General features: G+C 48.1%; 18 protein-coding genes. All 18 read right to left on the minus strand.

The genetic code is table 11. The annotated features are described in order from the left end of the window. Nucleotides 1-97 precede the first annotated feature (97 nt). Nucleotides 98-2,188 (minus strand): DNA topoisomerase 3, encoded by a 2,091-nt coding sequence (locus tag BUA56_RS01830; RefSeq protein WP_069432104.1) that lies wholly within the window; start codon nucleotides 2,186-2,188, stop codon nucleotides 98-100. A gap of 117 nt (nucleotides 2,189-2,305) precedes the next feature. Continuing rightward, the gene (locus BUA56_RS01835) at nucleotides 2,306-3,010 is read right to left on the minus strand and encodes a VanZ family protein (RefSeq protein WP_022621592.1); all 705 of its coding nucleotides are present in this window, start codon (nucleotides 3,008-3,010) and stop codon (nucleotides 2,306-2,308) included. A 196-nt stretch (nucleotides 3,011-3,206) separates the two neighbouring features. Further along, complete coding sequence (locus BUA56_RS01845) at nucleotides 3,207-3,935, minus strand: DUF4366 domain-containing protein (RefSeq protein WP_035394374.1); 729 nt, start codon at nucleotides 3,933-3,935, stop codon at nucleotides 3,207-3,209. Continuing rightward, the gene (locus BUA56_RS01850) at nucleotides 3,925-4,194 is read right to left on the minus strand and encodes a DUF4315 family protein (RefSeq protein WP_069432103.1); all 270 of its coding nucleotides are present in this window, start codon (nucleotides 4,192-4,194) and stop codon (nucleotides 3,925-3,927) included. Before BUA56_RS01850 ends, BUA56_RS01845 begins: the two co-directional genes overlap by 11 nt. 31 nt (nucleotides 4,195-4,225) lie before the next feature. Continuing rightward, on the minus strand, nucleotides 4,226-6,130 hold the full coding sequence (locus BUA56_RS01855) for a CHAP domain-containing protein (protein ID WP_069432102.1): 1,905 nt from the start codon (nucleotides 6,128-6,130) through the stop codon (nucleotides 4,226-4,228). A gap of 26 nt (nucleotides 6,131-6,156) precedes the next feature. Further along, nucleotides 6,157-7,116: a DNA-methyltransferase gene (locus tag BUA56_RS01860; RefSeq protein WP_015529209.1), complete on the minus strand. Its 960-nt coding sequence runs from the start codon at nucleotides 7,114-7,116 to the stop codon at nucleotides 6,157-6,159. After that, the gene (locus tag BUA56_RS01865; RefSeq protein ID WP_069432101.1) at nucleotides 7,113-9,542 is read right to left on the minus strand and encodes a VirB4-like conjugal transfer ATPase, CD1110 family; all 2,430 of its coding nucleotides are present in this window, start codon (nucleotides 9,540-9,542) and stop codon (nucleotides 7,113-7,115) included. Before BUA56_RS01865 ends, BUA56_RS01860 begins: the two co-directional genes overlap by 4 nt. Next, entirely contained in the window at nucleotides 9,490-9,894 is a 405-nt protein-coding gene (locus BUA56_RS01870) for a PrgI family protein (protein ID WP_044477104.1), read from the minus strand. The genes BUA56_RS01865 and BUA56_RS01870 overlap by 53 nt, the downstream gene beginning before the upstream one ends. A gap of 21 nt (nucleotides 9,895-9,915) precedes the next feature. Continuing rightward, nucleotides 9,916-10,785 carry a VirB6/TrbL-like conjugal transfer protein, CD1112 family gene (locus tag BUA56_RS01875; RefSeq protein WP_032513415.1) on the minus strand — a complete coding sequence of 290 codons (870 nt, stop codon included), beginning with the start codon at nucleotides 10,783-10,785 and terminating at the stop codon, nucleotides 9,916-9,918. Between the two features lie 18 nt (nucleotides 10,786-10,803). Next, complete coding sequence (locus tag BUA56_RS01880; protein ID WP_009906233.1) at nucleotides 10,804-11,019, minus strand: Maff2 family protein; 216 nt, start codon at nucleotides 11,017-11,019, stop codon at nucleotides 10,804-10,806. Between the two features lie 241 nt (nucleotides 11,020-11,260). Continuing rightward, nucleotides 11,261-11,428 carry a hypothetical protein gene (locus BUA56_RS23160; protein ID WP_162858247.1) on the minus strand — a complete coding sequence of 56 codons (168 nt, stop codon included), beginning with the start codon at nucleotides 11,426-11,428 and terminating at the stop codon, nucleotides 11,261-11,263. A gap of 19 nt (nucleotides 11,429-11,447) precedes the next feature. Then, nucleotides 11,448-11,615, minus strand: a complete 168-nt coding sequence (locus tag BUA56_RS23165) for a hypothetical protein (protein ID WP_018112834.1) — start codon at nucleotides 11,613-11,615, stop codon at nucleotides 11,448-11,450. Beyond that, the gene (locus tag BUA56_RS01885; RefSeq protein ID WP_072848542.1) at nucleotides 11,608-13,395 is read right to left on the minus strand and encodes a VirD4-like conjugal transfer protein, CD1115 family; all 1,788 of its coding nucleotides are present in this window, start codon (nucleotides 13,393-13,395) and stop codon (nucleotides 11,608-11,610) included. The genes BUA56_RS23165 and BUA56_RS01885 overlap by 8 nt, the downstream gene beginning before the upstream one ends. Continuing rightward, the gene (locus tag BUA56_RS01890; protein ID WP_069432335.1) at nucleotides 13,392-13,874 is read right to left on the minus strand and encodes a PcfB family protein; all 483 of its coding nucleotides are present in this window, start codon (nucleotides 13,872-13,874) and stop codon (nucleotides 13,392-13,394) included. Before BUA56_RS01890 ends, BUA56_RS01885 begins: the two co-directional genes overlap by 4 nt. A 93-nt stretch (nucleotides 13,875-13,967) precedes the next feature. Continuing rightward, entirely contained in the window at nucleotides 13,968-14,186 is a 219-nt protein-coding gene (locus BUA56_RS01895; RefSeq protein ID WP_004611927.1) for a DUF5348 domain-containing protein, read from the minus strand. A gap of 24 nt (nucleotides 14,187-14,210) precedes the next feature. Beyond that, entirely contained in the window at nucleotides 14,211-15,185 is a 975-nt protein-coding gene (locus BUA56_RS01900; protein ID WP_018112837.1) for a DUF6017 domain-containing protein, read from the minus strand. 416 nt (nucleotides 15,186-15,601) lie between these two features. After that, the gene (locus tag BUA56_RS01905) at nucleotides 15,602-16,090 is read right to left on the minus strand and encodes a type IV pilin protein (RefSeq protein ID WP_072848544.1); all 489 of its coding nucleotides are present in this window, start codon (nucleotides 16,088-16,090) and stop codon (nucleotides 15,602-15,604) included. A 335-nt stretch (nucleotides 16,091-16,425) separates the two neighbouring features. Beyond that, nucleotides 16,426-17,049 carry a PilW family protein gene (locus BUA56_RS01910; protein ID WP_072848546.1) on the minus strand — a complete coding sequence of 208 codons (624 nt, stop codon included), beginning with the start codon at nucleotides 17,047-17,049 and terminating at the stop codon, nucleotides 16,426-16,428. Nucleotides 17,050-17,056 lie beyond the last annotated feature (7 nt).

Consider the following 17,056-nt stretch of genomic DNA (forward strand, 5'->3'; position numbering starts at 1 on the left):
GGGAAACTTCCCAACAAGCAAAAATCCCCGCCGTTCTCGGTAGAGAAAGCAGGGATTTTACGGAAAAGGGTACTCTTTTCCTATGCTTGCTATTCAGTTATTTTTTCTTCGGCAGTTCAATGCGGTAGTTGACATATCTCCCGCCCGTATCAGCCAATACGATAGTTCCGTTGTAGGTTTTGCCTGTCTTTGGGGAATAGAGCTTTTTCACATTTACCTTGCCGGATTTTAAGAGTGCAGCGGCAATCTTCGGGGTAAAGGTTACTTTTCGTTCTTCAAAGAAACGGTCATTTTTCCACATGGTAAAGATACATTCTTTGTTGCTGCAATAGTAGTTTTTCTTTCCCTCATAGACAGGAGAACCGCAGCGGGGGCAGCTTCCCAACGCTTCCCGTTCCGGCTTGAACATCTGCGCTTTATCATCAGAAAGAAACGGATAGGTCTTTACCAGTTCCCGCGCCATATTCTCGATACCCTCCATAAATGCGGCGGGGTCTGCCTTGCCTTTTGCAATCTGCGTCAGATTGTTTTCCCATTCTGCGGTAAGCTGCGGGCTTGTCAAGGTGTCCGGCAGGACGCACACAAGGTTGATACCGTCTTTTGTGGGAAGTAGCTGCTTGCCTTTTCGTTCCACAAAGCCGCCCTTTACCAGTTTTTCAATGACAGCGGCGCGGGTGGCGGGAGTTCCAAGCCCTTTGCGTTCTGCGTCCGGGTCGGTGTCCTCACTTCCGGCGCGTTCCATAGCAGAAAGGAGCGACGCTTCGTTGTGGGGCTTTGGCGGTGTTGTGTCATGCTCCGTTACCGTTGCAGCCGGATTGTCAAAGGTTTGTCCCTCGGTAAACGGCGGCAGGGTCTTTTCTGTGTCGCTGTCTGCGTCGTCCGTTTCGGGCTTGTTCTTTAAGGCTGCCCTGTATCTTCGGTCAATCTCTTTCCACCCGTCGGACAGCACCGTTTTTCCCCTTGCGGTAAAGGACTGTCCGGCACATTCAAAGACTGCCGTAACCGCTTCAAAGGTATGCGGTGCAGCGGTCGCCATAAGTAGACGCGCCCCGGAAAGGGTAAGGATATTCCTTTCGCTTTCCGGCAGCGCGGCAAGGTCGGTCTTTGCAAGCTCCATAGTTGGGATAATGGCATGGTGGTCTGATACCTTTTTACTGTTCAGCACCTTTCCAAGTTCCGGCGTGAAGTCTTTTCCCGCCATAAAGGAAAACTTCCCACAAAGCAGCTTGATAATGCCCGCCGCTGTGTCGCCCATGTCGTCGGTCAGAAATGCGCTGTCTGTTCTCGGATAAGTAAGCAAACGCTTTTCATACAAGGCTTGTGCAAGGTCAAGGGTCTGTTTTGCCGTATATCCGAACAGGCGGTTTGCTTCCCTCTGTAAAGAAGTAAGGTCAAAGAGCTTCGGCGGAGCTGCGGTCTTTTTCTCTTTCACAAGGGAAGTACATACTGCCCGCGACGCTTCGCAAGTCGTTTTTAATGCGTCGGCTTCTGCCTTATTTGAAATTCGTTCACTTGCAGCTTCCGCGCCGGATAATGCAAGGCGTACATGGTAGTATTTTTCTTTCTTGAAAGTGGTAATCGCTGCGTCCCGGTCAACAAGCATTTTTAAGGTCGGGGTCTGTACGCGCCCCACGTTCAAGGTATGATTGTAAAGGACAGAAAAAAGGCGGGTGGCATTGATACCGATTAGCCAGTCTGCTTTTGCCCTGCATAATGCGGAAGCAAAGAGAGGGTCATAATCCCTGCCGTTCTTCAGACAGGAAAAGCCCTCTTTGATTGCGCTGTCCTCCATAGAAGAAATCCAAAGGCGGCGCATAGGTTTCTTGCAGCCTGCCATTTCATAGACAAAACGGAAAATGAGTTCTCCCTCGCGCCCTGCGTCGCAGGCATTGACGACTTCGGAAACGTCTGCCCGGTGCATAAGCTCCTTTAAGGTTTTGAATTGCTTTTCCTTGTCAGCGGAAACGGTGTATTTCCATTCCTGCGGCAAAATCGGTAAGCTGTCATAGCTCCACTTTTTATACTGCTCCCCGTAAGCGGCAGCTTCCGCAAGCCCTACCAAATGTCCCACACACCAAGAAACGATATAGCCGCTTCCTGTGAGAAATCCGTCTTTCTTTTCCTTTGCCCCAAGTACGGCAGCGATTGTCTGCGCCACACTGGGCTTTTCTGCGATAACTAAAATCAAATAAAAATCCTCCTTTCGGGTAAAAGAAAAGAGCAACCGATTTTTCGATTGCTCCTACAAGTGATTGTATAAAATTGTGCGATATGAAATAGTAAAATGATTTGACAAAACTAAAATTTATCCAATATTGAGTAAACTATGGATTACCCAAGGTTGAACTGTAACCATGATTATAAATGTGTAAATTGCAAACAAAGGCACTTCGACCATATCATTGACATTCTCAGATTGAAATTGTTTTCTTAAATTATTAGGCAAGACTTTTGATAGCAAATAATAAACCAAATATCCTAAACAGACTCCAACTGTATTTGTAATAAGGTCATTTATATCTGTTGAACCCCAACCAAACATCTGAACAATTTCAACAGATAAAGAGAACAGAAAACCAGTTAATACAACAGTCTTTATGTGATGATATTTCTTATACAGCAACGGCAGAAAAAATCCAAAAGGAACAAATAAAACAACATTCAGTATGGTATCTATTGGTCCACTTATCATACCGAGAAACGGAATCAGAGAAATCCTCGGACGAAATGATATTGTGCTTGTATAACCAATACCTGTTACGGTCAAAATCCCGAAAAGATAATAATAGAATAAAAATACAGCAGTAATATGGAGAAGGCTTTGCTTTCTTCCTGATTTTTTAAGGTATAAGAAATACAATATAAAAACTGGAACTATAAACACATATCCACTTATTGAGCGAATAAGAATATCAGAAATGGGTAACATATTTTTATCTCCTTTGCTTACTCTAAAAATTTGTTTAACTCTATCATTTCCTATGGTTGGAACAATTATATCATATTCCATATCGAAAGTACATCTTTTTATCGTTCCGGCTGTCGTTTTGCTTCAATCTTTCTAATGCAATACCCAACACAAGGGGACTGTCCCTTGTAAGGGCAGGAAGCGCAAGCCGGGGGATAAGGAACAGGCGGCGCATTATCACGCCGCCCGTTCGGTTTCTGTATCATCATCTTTTCAAAGGGATTGTCGGTAAACAGGGTCATAGGGTTTCTTCCTCCGTTTCTTCATCTTCGGGAGTTTCCCCGGTATCTGCTTCCGGCTCGTCCTCGTCGTAGTCCTCAAATTCAAAATCTTCAAGGTCGGTATCGCCCTTTACATTCTGCTTCGGCTTTAGAAACTTAAAGTAGTAGAACGCTGCGCCGCCACCAAGCAGGGCAAAGAGGACTAAGGCAAGCACCACACCGGGATTGCCGCCTTTTCCTTTCGGTTCTTCCGGCTGCTCGGTTGGTGTTGGGGTAGGTTCTTTGCCTGTGCAGCCTGTCATACTGGTAACACATACCGGGCAGGACGTGTTTACCTTTCCGGCTTCGCATTTCTCCGTACAGTTACAGATTTCCGGCTTTTTGGCAGCTTCGCCGTTTTCGGTCAGTGCCATAAGGTCGGCTTCGTCCACTTGATTTAGGAAATGTACGGTCTGTTCGCCCTCGGCGGCGCGGTCAATGAGGATATAGAAATAGTTGCCGCCTTTGGTGGTAACAGTGATAAGCTGCTTATTGCCGCCGTAATCGTCAACCAGTGTTGCGTTTCCCTTTGGGGTAAGGGGCGGCGTTTCCTCTTTTTCCTCCACAACTACGTTGCTGTCGTTGGTCGCGTCCCCTGCGGGCGGCTCTGTGGCTGCGCCCTGTGCATAGGCAGGGACAGAAAAACCGCCCATAAGGATAAGGGCGGCACAAAGGGCAGTCATGGTCTTTTTCAGTTTATTCTTCATCTGCATTTTCCTCCTGTTCTTCGTAGTCTGCCGCTTCGGTAGCGTGTGCGGCGTTCATGCCGGGAATACCGCTGCCGGACAGCATAGCGTTCAGTTCCTGCGGGGTCAGACGCATAGCTCGTACAAGCTGCACGATTTCAAGGTTTTCCGCTTCGGTTTTCTGCGCTTCCAGTCCTTTTAACTTGTTCTGATACTCTGTGATTTTCTCGCGGGTCTTTGCGATTTCCTTATTGATACGGTCGATTTTATTGTTTGCCATAGGTCATTTCTCCTTTCTTTTTGGGGCTGCTTTACCAGTTCATCAGCCCATAGCCTTTGATACATTGATAGTTAAGGTCATAGCTCTTTATCTTGCAGGCGTCGCCGGAATTGCCCTCAACGGTATAGACGCGGCTTCCGTCCCTGCCAAGCACAAGCCCCACATGGTCTGCAACACCGTCTAAATCCCAATCGAAAAAGATAGCGTCGCCCGGTGCGATATTCTCATAGCCCCGCGCGCCCCATTGTCCCCTTGACTGGAACCAAGGAACGCCCTGCCATTCGCAGCCTGCAAAGCGGGGTTCGCTTTTTCCGGCTTGATTGTAGCACCATGACACAAAGCAGGCGCACCATTCCACGCGGCTGTTAAAGCCATACCAACTCCAATAGGGATAACCGCCCACGTTTCCGACTTGCTGTTTTGCAAGCTCCATAAACTCCGGGTTTCCGGGACGTGTGCCGTTTACAAACTCCACGCCGCTTAAATCCTCGGAGGGGCTGCCGTCGGGAGAGCCGCCGCCAAAAATCAACGGTTTGTTGCCCTGTGTCTGTAAGTACACTTTGAACATTTCAAACTGCTGTGGGTTCAGCAGTTCTTCCGCAAGGGAAGCAATCGGCTTGTTTGTCAGCTTCACGTTCAAGATACGGTATTCGTATTCTTCCTCGTTGCCCTCCTCGTCGGTAGTGGTGCGTATCTCGATTTCTTCCGTCAGCGTCAAGGTGTACTGTAAGCCGAACAGCCGTTTTAGCTCTGCCTGTGCGCTCTGTGGGGTGTAGCTCTGTAAAAGGGCGGTCAGATAAGACGCAAGTTCGTGTGGGTTATGCCCGATAGTGTCAAGGTCATAGCGGTATTCATCATAGCCGCTGTGGGTGGTTTCGATATTGTCAATCTCACTTTGCAGTTCGTTTTCCATTGCAGCATAGCTCTGTTCCGTTGCCACAAGGTCGCTGTCCTCGGACGTGTAGGAAGTCCCTAACACGCTGTTCATGCTGCCGGAAAACATTGCCCCACAAGAGGAAAGCCCTACTGATACCATGATGAACAGAAGCAGCGCGGCGATAGCGATTATCACGCCCGCCGGGTGTCGCCCTACAAAGGCAGCCGCTTTCTTTGCTGCTGTCTGTGACGCTCCGGCGGTTGCTTTGGCGGTGGCTGCACCGCCTTTCTTTACAGTTTTTGCATACTGGCGTTTGATTTTTTGTTTCTGCATAAACCGGGAAAAGGGATTGCTTGTAAGCTGAGGATTTTCCTGCAAGACTTTGTGATACTGGAAGTTCACATTTGCCTTGAACGCTGCCTTTTCTGCCTTTGCTGCTTCCCGGTAGGGTTTCAGCTTATGGCTGCGGTAGCCCTGTTTGAATTTCCTTGTCCCGTACCTTGCGCCGCGCTCGGCAAGTTCCTCCGATTTGTGCGCGCCCTCCGCGCCGGAATTGTCTTTCTCGACGCTGTGGATTTTGTTGTGAACAAAAATACCCGCTTCCTGCGCGGGGCGGGATAACGGGTTGCTGTGGGCTTTGCCGCCGGGTATCGGCTTTTCCTGTTCCTCAAAGTGCAGGCGGGTCTTTGCCTTTCCTGCGGCTTCGTCAAAGGTGCGCTCCTTAACCAGTTTCTTTTGCTTTGGGATAGCTGCCTTTGCTGCGTCCAGTCGGTCAGCGGCTTTTTCCGATTTTTTGATGTAAGTTTCCAGTTCCGGCGTTGCCCGTTCTTCCTCGGTAAACTGTAAGCGGGAAGTGGAAGTACGCAAAGCAGTAGCTTCCTGCTCTTTTTTGACTTCCTTTTTGTTTGCTTTTCGGGTATGTGCTGCGTCAAGATGTTCTATGACGCGTTCCGCTGCGGCACTGTCCGGCTGTGAAAAGTCGCTGTCTGCTTCCCGGCTGCTGATACGCTCGGCGGTCTGCTGTGTTTCGTTTACCTCGATAAGCCCGTCGCGGGTCATTTTCTGTGTGATTTTATCGCGTGGTTTTAATTGCTTGATAGTCCTGCACCTCCAATCCGCGCCCTCGCAAGGGCGCAATATTCTGCATTTAATTCAATCCCGATATAATGGCGGTCAAGGCTTTTTGCTGCAAATCCTGTGGTTCCGCTTCCGAAAAACGGGTCTATGACAATCCCACCTTTGGGACAGCCCGCCAAGATACAGGTTTCCGCTAATTTCGGGGGAAAAGCTGCAAAATGCGCCCCTTTATATGGGACAGTGTTAATCAGCCACACGTCCCGCTTGTTCCGCGTGGTCGGCATGAGCGCGTCGTCATAGTAGCCACCGTCCCGCGGTCGGTTTAGTCCCTGCACCTTTCCTTGTCCGGGTATTTCCTGTGTGTATTTGCTGTTGGTGCTGCGCGCTCTGCGATACCGTTCTGCGGTAGTAGGTGCTAAGGGTTCTGCAATGGCGGCAGCGTCATAGTAATATTTCTTTTCCTTTGAAAGCAGGAAGATATGTTCATAGCAGCGGGTCGGGCGGTCTTTGCAGCTTTCCGGCATAGGATTTTGTTTTTGCCATATAATATCGCTCCGTAGATACCACCCCTGTTCCCGTAGGGAAAACGCCAAGAGCCAGGGAATACCGATTAAGTCCTTTTGTTTGCAGCCGGTAACGCGGCTGTTCCTTGCAATCCGCTGTCCGGTGCGTCCCTTTGGGTTTTTTGGGTCAGCATAGCCGCCTTTATTTCCTGTGCCGCAATAGGTGTCTGCGATATTCAGCCATAACGTACCGTCCTTTCTAAGCACCCGGTAAAGCTCGCGAAAAACAGAGGTCAGCCTGTCAATATACTGTTCCGGCGTATCCTCCTGTCCGATTTGTGCGTCAAGCCCATAGTCCCGCAGCGCAAAGTACGGCGGGCTTGTAACGCAGCAATGGACGCTTTCACTGGGTAATTCCTGCAAAGCACAAAGCGCGTCCCGGTTGATAATCACGTCTGTTTTCATAGGCTGCTCACTTCCTCCGGCTTCGTCGTCATAATGCGGTAAAGCTCGGTATCTTTCGGGAAATGGTCTACAAAGGGCAGCACCACATTTCCATAAAAGATAAGTCCCTCGCCTGCTTCGGTATGGGTTACATACTTCATCTGTTGCGGGGAGATATTAAGCTGCTTTGCAAGGATAGCCCGGTCGCCCTGCGCCTGATTGAGCATGAGGACAAAATCAGAGTTTTCAAAGATATTTTCCACCTCGCGTGAAGCAAGCAAGTCCTTAATATTCTGTGTGATAGCTGTCGGTATGCCGCCCCATTTACGGAAACGCTTCCAAATCTCCACACTGTAAGCTGCGGTCTGTTCCTCTTTTAAGAGCAAGTGAAATTCGTCCATATAGTAGCGGGTGGACTTTTTCTCTGCCCGGTTAATGGTAACGCGGTTCCATATCTGGTCTTGCACAATGAGCATACCTAACTTTTTGAGCTGCTTTCCAAGCTGCTTTATATCAAAGCAGACAAGGCGGTTAGAAAGCTCCACGTTGGTTCTGTGGTTGAATACGTTAAGGCTGCCGGAAACATACAGCTCCAATGCTGCGGCAATGCGGGCAGCTTCCGGCTCCGGCTGCTTTAACAGCTCGTCGTAAAGGTCGCCCAAGATAGGCATTTTCTCCGGGTCGGGGTCAGCAAGGTAGTCCCTATACACATTTCTTACAGCGCGGTCAATGACGGTCTTATCAACAGGCTGTAAGCCCTCCTTGCCGCCAATGACAAGCTCGCAGAGAGAAAGGATAAAATCGCTTTTCAGTGCAAGGGGGCTGTCGTCCTCGGAATAGTTGAGGTTCATATCCATAGGGTTCACATACTGGGGCGTACCGTCCATACCTTTGCCTGTCGGGGATAACCGTATCACTTGCCCGCCAAGCCGTTTTACAAGGGCAAAATACTCCGCTTCCGGGTCGCAGATAAAAATATCGTCGTCGGTAATGAGAAAAGCATTTGTGATTTCCCGCTTTGCCGCAAAGGATTTTCCGCTGCCCGGTGTTCCCAAGATAAGCCCGTTTGGATTTTTAAGCTGCTTGCGGTCGCAGAGTATCATGTTGTTTGACAGGGCATTTAAGCCATAATACAGGGCAGCCCCAGTCTGAAATAGTTCCTGTGTGATGAACGGGATAAAAATAGCGGTGCTGCTCGTCGTCAACCCTCTCTGAATAGGGATAAGGTTCTCCCCCAAAGGGATAGAGGACATCAGCCCCGCTTCCTGCTGATAGTCAAGACGGGTCAAGGCGCAGTTGTATTTCTGTGCAATGCCCGCCGCCGCGAAAATGTCATTTTCCAGTTTCCGCTTCGTGTCTGCCATGTTTACCACAAGGAACGTCAGCAGAAACATTCGCTCGTTGCGGCTCTGTAAATCCTGCAACAAATTCTTTGCTTCATTCCCAAAAGTGGCAAGGTCGGACGGGAGTATGTCAATATCGTAACCGCTTCTAACTGCTTTTTTCTGTTCCTCAATCTTCATCTTGTCAAGGTCAGTGATTTTGCGCTTAATGGTCTTGATTGCTTCCGACTGGTCGATACTTTTAATATGGAGATTGACAATAACCCCTGTTTCCAAGTCCAACATATCCGCTAAAATACGGTCGTTTAACTCCGGGGCAAGGATTTCAAGGAACGATACCGCCCCCGTTTTTTTCCCCATAGCAAAGTAGCGTCCCTCCCCGAACTTGAAAGAGGACGGGGCGATAAAGTCCTTTGTGGTAAGCCCTGTCGGGGTCAGCCAGTCATAGGAGAATGAGAACGGCTCGCCTGCCGGGTGGAATACCCCATGCAGCACCTTTAAGCGTTCATAGCCGGATAAGGGGTGCGCCGATACGCCAAGCACCTTGAAATTGTTGAGTACGTCCGTTTCGATACGGGAAAGCCGCGCCCTTGCCGCCGCCGGATTGTCCGCTTCAATGGAAAACGTGATGTACTTGTGCTTTACAAGCCCGTTGTTCCCTTTGGCAAGCTGCATTTTCAGCATATCGGAATATTCGGTGCGGATAGAGTTAAAATCATCATTTTGCGGCGGGATATGGATTGCCCGCGCTGCCTGTTCCTGCTGTGAACCTTGATTGATAAACGAAAGCTGCACATTTACGCTTGCGTCAAAGTAATTGAGAAAATCGCACCAGTTTTCAAAAATGGCGGTCTTGTCGTCTGCCTGTGCAAGCTGATAGTTAATGTCCTCAAAGGCAATGCTCTTTGAATATTTCCGCTGTGCCACTTTGCAGATACCGTCCGGGTACATGGCAAGGTAGGGAATGGTCTGCTGTGCGGTGTGGGCTTTGCCGTCCCCCTTTGCCTGCCGGATAACCGCCGCTATCTGTTTCTTTTCCGCGCGGGTCAGCTTACGCCTGTTTCCTGCGGCTTCCCGCGTCTTTTTTGTCTGTCCTTTTGACAATCGCTGATACCTCCTTTTCTAATGCCCGCTGTTTCTCCAAGAGTGCATATAGGTTTTCTGTCTGATATGGTCGCACTTTGGGGCGGGTAAATTTTGTCTGAATGATGTTCTTTATTACCACTTCAAGGGGCTGCCCATGCTTTTCATACATGGCAACCAAGAAGCAGGGAAGCATGACGACAATCATTACCATTGCCGCAAGGCTCGTCCCTGCGCTGTCTTTGAGCAAAAAGAAAAGCGGCAGTCCTATAAGAAGTGCCACTGAAAAACAAAGGATTTGCCGCTTTGTTAGATTGAAAGCGACTTTTGTTTTGACTTTGGATAGGTCTTTGGGTACAGGTACATACGCCAAGAAAAAACCTCCTTTCTGCCCTTAGTGGGCGTTGAATATGGATTTTGCCAGTGCGCCGGATTTGAACAGGGAGAAACAGAGGATAACGGTATAGGCTGCAAGGGAAAAAATCGCGCTGTGCAGATTGTCCGCTAAGACCATTTCGCCTACTAAAACCGCATAAATGCCGACGCATATCATAATGAGGAAGCCTTGAAAGCCCAGTGCAAACAGCCCCTTTAGGTAGTTGTTCCCAATCTGTCCCCATTCCCGGTTTGTCATGGTAGCAAAAGGGATAGGGGAAACAGAACAGTAGGCGTATATCTCAATCATTCTGCCGTAGAGGATAACGGTTATCAGTACGGACATGATTTTCATACAAAGGCTTACAAGGCTCGTTTCCATGACAAGTAACAGTAGTTCGGGGATTTCCATATCTTTTAGTCCCTCCTGCATGGCGGCAAGGGCTTCGGTTACGTCGATATTCGTATCGCCGCCGATTACCCCCGCCGCGCCGGATACAATATGCTGCGCCATATCAAACACCGCCATAGTAATATCAAAGGTATGTGTTACCAAGAAAACGGCAACAAAGGCTTTGAAAAACCACTTGAAAAACATAAATGTTTCTATGTCGTGCATATTGTTTTTTTCCGTTACCATGCTGATAAGCTCATAACAGAGGACATAGGTAATGACAAGCCCCGCAATGGGTACAATCACATTTTCCGACAGGTTTTGTATCATGCTGAAAATGTTTGCGTTCCACCCCTGCGGGGTCTTGCCTACCTCCGCTGCAATGGTGCCTACTTTTTCGTTTACGTCCCCGAACATAGTGGAAAGGTTGCCGTTAATGGCTCCGATAAGGATTTCTTTTATCCATTCGTTAATCGCTTCCAGTATGCTCTCCATAGGCTACCCTCCGTAATCTTATCCGAACAGACCGGAAAGAAGCGGTACAAGGATAGTGCCGATAAGGGCAACGCCGCCGCCCGCCATAAGCTGCTTAATGCCTTGTGATTTTGCACCCGGATTGTCGTTTCCATATCCCTCCAAGAGATTGATAACGCCCCAAATGCCTAAGCCTGCGCCCAGTGCGATAACAAGGGTCTGTAATACGTCGATAGCAGAGTTAAAAAATTCCATAAAGCTCCTTTCTGCCGCAAATGCGGCTTGCCCTATAAAAGGGCATAAAAAACGGCGGTCAGTTTTCAAACTGCCGCGGTCATAAGTCCCCGCGCTGCCTAAAGTTCTGCCGCGCGGCGGTATTCAGTTGTCAGTGTGGGCGATAGGAATTTTTGTAGGGGCGCGTATCATGCAAGTTGTCTTTTTCTTTGTTACTGCGTCAATTCCTCCTTTCTTTTCAGCCGGGAACACACATTTTTCGTCATTCCAAAAGATAGCTCCTACGCTGCATATACTCGGTAACGTAAAGGGTCTGTTCCCCTCCGCGTTCCTGCAAATACTCCCGCAGAGCGTTTTCTGCATTTTCTATCATCTTTGTAAAATAATGTTCACGACGTATATCATCAGTTTTTGTTTTCTGTCTGCTCATAGTATAACCTCCCGTAAAATCAAAGTTCCCGCCGCACCCGTTTCTGCTCATACAGGGCTTCACACCGTTTCACAAACTGCTGGATAGCTGCCTGCCGTTGCTGTTCCCGTCGCTCGGCAATGAAAACAAGCCCGTTTATGGCTTCTGTGATTTTCTTATCTTTTTTCTTCTGCATACGTCTATTCATGGTCGGTGTCCTCCTGCAAATCTGCTTCGCTGATTTCGTAATAGTCAAAGGGTTCGTCCGGCTTTACAAGGGCGGGTCTGCGCCTTAAATGCTTTTCCATATCAAAGGTATTTTTCTTGTCATAGTCGGAAAGATATTTATAGTTGGGGTGCTTTGTAATGTCATACTTATCAGAGAAGAACGGGCGTACCCCTCGTAGTTGTAAGATACATTTCCCGCCGTCCATGACTGCAATTTCATCTTCGGTCATAAGCTGCTTGCCTAACTTCTGATAGTTCAGCCCATGTGATACCTCACGCCCCCGGTTCTCGGAAGTGTTGAAGCTGTCAATGGTTTCTTTCCCCAAGATTTCCGACATTTCTTTGAGGGTGGTTTTCTCCTTGCCGCCCAAGAAAAGGGTGGTGTCGCAGTTGCCGGCTATGGTATCGGCGTTATCTTTGTATATCGCCTTTAGCTGCGACTGGCTTTGCAGAATGATTGAAGCAGAGATTTCCCGGCTTCGGATAGTGGCTATGAGCTTTTCAAACTTCGGTATCTGCCCGATATTTGCAAACTCGTCTAACAGACAGCGTACATGGACGGGCAGCCTGCCGCCGTATTCATCATCTGCCTTGTCGCAAAGAAGATTGAAAAGCTGCGTGTAAAGAATACTCACAACAAAGTTAAAAGTGTCGTCGGTGTCGCTGATAATGACAAACAGGGCGGTCTTACGGTCGCCTATGGTATCAAGTTCCATTTCGTCGGTTTCCATAAGGTCGCGCAGCTCTTTAATGTCAAAAGGGGCAAGCCGCGCCCCGCAGGAAATGAGGATAGAGCTTCTTGTCTTTCCCGCAGATAACAGGAATTTCTTATACTGCCGGACAGCAAAGTGTTCCGGGTCTTTTTCCTCCAACCGTTCAAACATAAGGTCAACGGGGGACTGAAATTCCGGGTCGTCCTCGCGGGCTTCACTGGCATTTATCATTTCAAGCAGCGTCGTAAAATTCTTTTCTTCCTCCGGGGCTTCGTACCAAATGTAGCCGATAAGGGCGCAGTAAAAGAGCCGTTCCGATTTTATCCAAAAATCTTCCCCTGCTTTTTCCCCGTCCCCTTTGGTGTTGGCAATCAAAGTATTTACCAGTTTCAAAATGTCTTTTTCGCTGCGGAGATAGGCAAAGGGATTGTATTTCATGCTTTTTTTGAAGTTAATGGTGTTCAGCACCTTTATCCGATACCCGCCCCGCTGTAAGAGCTTCCCGCACTCGACTAAAACCGTTCCTTTCGGGTCGGTTACAACGTAGCTTGAGTGCATTTGCATAAGGTTGGGCTTTACGAAAAATCTCGTCTTGCCGCTGCCGCTTCCCCCGATAACAAGGATATTTTTATTCCTTGCATACTTTGGCTGCTTTGGGCGGCTGTTCATGGTAAGCCGTTCCGTCTGTGTGAGCAGCACGTTATTTTGAAATACCGGGTCGGTGTAGGGCTTTATATCTTCGGCGTTGCCCCAACGGGCAGAGCCGTATTCGATACCTTTCCGGTATTTCTTCGCATTCTTGCCTTTTACATAGACAATCAGCCGGATAAGGACAGCCCCTACAATACCGATAAGCAAATCCATAGGTGCAAGGCTCGGAAGCGGGTTTGCAAAGGCAGCGGAAAAGCCGTCTGCAAGGGAAAGCACCTTGCCGGACAGGTCAGCCCCCGGAGAGAGCCGCACCGCCTGTCCGATTTTGTCAAAGAGATAGACAAAGAGCAGATAGGGGGCATTTAGGATAAGCAGCTTTTTAAGTTCCGGCTTCATAGCGATACCTCCCTGTCCTTTTTCTTCACTTTTTCCCTCTGTGCGTTCAGAGCCGCCGCCTTTTCTTTGAGGGAAACAATCAGCTTGCGGATAGAGGGCTTTTGTTCCTGCGTCAGCTTCTTTGCGGAAAACTCCTTGAAAGCTGCGGTCAGTGCGTCCGCGTCCCGTCCCTTAAAAAACACAAGATAGCGGGGCGGGGTTTCGGTGCTGTCTTTCTTTAAGGCAAAGTCAATCCCGTATTTTTTCGCCGTACTCTCAAAGGCTTTGATATTGTCCTTTGTGATTTCAATGTTGGAAACGCCCGCGTTCTGCTTCATAAGCTGCTTTAGGGTCTGCTTGCCATGCGGGATTTTCTGTTTGTCATGCTGCTTTTTCATCTGTGCAAGCAGGGCTTTCATAGCCTTTTGGAGCTGCTGCGCGGTCAGCTTTCCGGTCTTGATGTAAAGGGCTATGGTCTTTTCGTTGGTTTCCTCCTGCAATGGGTGTCCTCCTTTCGTGTTCTATGGTGGTATGCCCGCCGCCGGGAAACGGGACGGGCATGAAAAAAGAGCATCCGCTTTCACGCCGCCCTGTTAAATCCGTACCCGCAGCCCGGAAAGGTCTGCCGCCCGAATACCCACAAGATACCAGTTGTCCCCGTACTCCATACGGGTCGGCTTCCATTTGCCCCGCACAAAGACCTCCATGCAGTCGCCGCAATGCAATCCCCCGTAATAGTCGTTTACGTCAAAGCGAATGTCGTAGCGGTCAGCGGTTTCATCAAAAATCAAAGCTCCTGTTTTCTGTGTCATCATAAAATCCTCCTTTGGGTTGGTTTACAGGCTTTCGCCCTCGTTGCAGGTGTAATCGGGTATGCCCTTGCTTCTTGCCGACTGGATAGTGCGCCCGCCGTACATATCGTGAGATACAAGGGACGTGTAATAGCTGCCAATCGTAGACGGAGCATTGAAAAGGGCAGCTTTCATGTACTGCTTGATGTTGCGGATTTTGGTGGTGTTTTCCTGCATACAGTCCAGTACAAAGCGGATATGTTCGCTGTTCAGTTTCATAAATTTTGCTTTTACAAGCTCTGCCGGGTGGTCGTCCCCGGCGATACGGATTGTTCTTCGTTTGGTGCAGACGGTTTCAAGAATAAGGGCAAGGATTTCCTCTATCCTGTCCCGGTCAAGGTATCTGTCCTGTATCAGATAGTCGTACTCGATATTGTCCTTGATGATTTCCTCATACACGCTGTATGCGTCTGTCGCTTCCTTTCGCTTCCGTTCCGGCAGCTGTGCCGCGTCCTCTAAGGGAGAGGGATTTAGGGAATGGAAAGGAATGGAATGGGTACTTGATATATCTGTATTTAATTTTTCTTTTTTTGGTAAGTTAGTTTTTTGTATCTCTTTATTTAATTGCGTTGGATTTTCCGACGTCGGGTTATCCGGTGTCGGATTTTCCAATATCGGCTTATCCGCTGTTGGATTTTCCAATACCGGACAATCCAATGCCGGGGGCTGTGGCTGTTCGTAAATGGTGTACTCAATAGCGGTCATTTTGCCTTTCTCGTCGCGTCCCTGCCGCCTTGTGATATATCCGGCTTTTTCAAGCTCCCATACAGCGGTGCGGATAGCGTCGATACTTTCCCGGTTGATAAGGGACAGCCCTGCAAGGGTGTAGTCCCAATCTTCGGGAAGTGAGAGCATTTGCGACAACAAGCCCTTTGCCTTTAGGGAAAGTTCCTTGTTGCGTAAATGGTGGTTGCTCATAACCGTATAACCTTTGTTCTTTTCCACGCGGAAAACTGCCATAGCTTCATCACTCCTTTGGTTGGATTTGTTACGCAGTAGAAACGCGGTTTTGAGGGAAAAGGTATCAACCCTTGCCTTTCTCATTTCCGCGCTCTAAGAGCCGCATAAATCAAGGCTTTATTTGCCCTTACTGCGTAACATGAGGGCATAAAAAAAGCAGCGTTCCTGTTCTCCTGTGTGGGAGTGAGAAACGCCGCCTTATAGGTGGTGCTTATTTTATTTTTTCTTTTCGACGTGCCGCGTAAGGTGGTGTAGTGGTTTATCCGGCAGCTTCGCAGGTGCTTTTGCATATCAAGGCTCAATTCGTTAAAAGTAGTAAATGAGTAGTAAAATCAATCTGCAAACCTGCGAATATGCCCGTAAATCAAGCATTTTTCAAGACAATCAACTAATTTTAGTTAAAAACGACATATTACTTACGGTGTTGTTGTTTCAAGTTTTACACTGTTAGTCGTAATGGTAGATGCATTCTGAACGGTCCAGCCTTTTTCCACTGCACTATCTCCAGTTCCAGATGCTTCTGAATTATATACAGCTGTCTTCTTTCCATTACTATAAGAAAGAGTCTTTACTTTATACGTCGCTGGATCTACTACGACACTGTAAGAACCATCTAAGTCTCCATCCGTTAAATCAGCAATTTCTTTTATAACATCTGCCTCAACAAAATTAGTTGTAGCATCTTTTTTCTCGTACTCCTCAGACAACGCCGTCTGAGCCGCCATCAAAGCTGTTCTTCCCTCTGCAACTACCTGCTTATCCTGTGCCTTCCTAATATACCCAGTCAGCGCCGGAATCAAAATAGCCATTAAGATCGCCAAAATTACTAAAACAACGATCAACTCAACCAGCGTAAAACCCTTTTTATTCTTCCTGGAATCTCTCAATTTTTTCATTACATTCATGTAAATCTACTTCCTTTCTCTCCTTTTCTATATGTTCCCGCACTTGCCCCACGGCTCGTGACGTTATAAAACAGATACAGAGGCTTTGCGCCTAAATTACCCTTAGAAGCCTTTCTGTACCTGATGAACACCAATAATTATCCCTGGTCCTCTCCTCAAATCTGGCCTTATCTTCTCAGAACTCAGCCAATTCTATGTACTTTAGATATATTTTATAACTTCTATAAATTGTACATTCTTAACAAAAATTATACAGTACTCTCCTGTGTAAGTCAACAAAAAGGAGTCGCAAAATCAGCACAATTCTACATATTATTTGCAGAATCGTATTTGCGTCAGCTGCCTTCTACCTGCACATCATTCGGGTCCAGATCGATGCATTCCACGCATTTTTCTGTTGTTTTTTTGTACCGGCCTTTTTCATCCGATACCGTTAGAGTCACCTGAATACATGCAGTGTTTTCTATCTTTCGGAATCTTACGTCCACCTGGTTTTTCTTGTAGAACCCCTTCCCCATATACCACTGGGATCCCTCATAGAGGATGGCTCCATCCGGGGAGTTATTCTCATATATGGGCTGGTATTCCAGAAGGAGTCCTTTCTGGTTTCCCTCCCCGTCTGCCTGCGTGCTCATCCGCACCGGATTGCCGTCCTTGTTGCTGTATTCTGCCACAAGATAGTTCCCGTCGCTGTCCTCCCCTGAGAGCATCACGCTTCCCTTTACCCGGTCTGCATCCACCTCTGTGGCAGTCTCCGATGCATAGGTCAGCTCCTCCACTACCTTTTCCATCACAACATTGCTGATATCCTGAATACGGTTTCTGTTGATAATACGCAGATAGACATTGGTAAACGAAGAGACCAGCATGGCAGCAGATACCATGAAGATCCCGGCTATGGCAAATGCCACCATAAGCTCCACCAGTGTGGTTCCGTTTGTCTTCTTCAGCTCATTCATTTGTCAT

The sequence above is a fragment of the Lactonifactor longoviformis DSM 17459 genome (assembly GCF_900129135.1).
In the GTDB taxonomy this organism is placed as follows: Bacteria; Bacillota; Clostridia; order Lachnospirales; family Lachnospiraceae; genus Lactonifactor; species Lactonifactor longoviformis.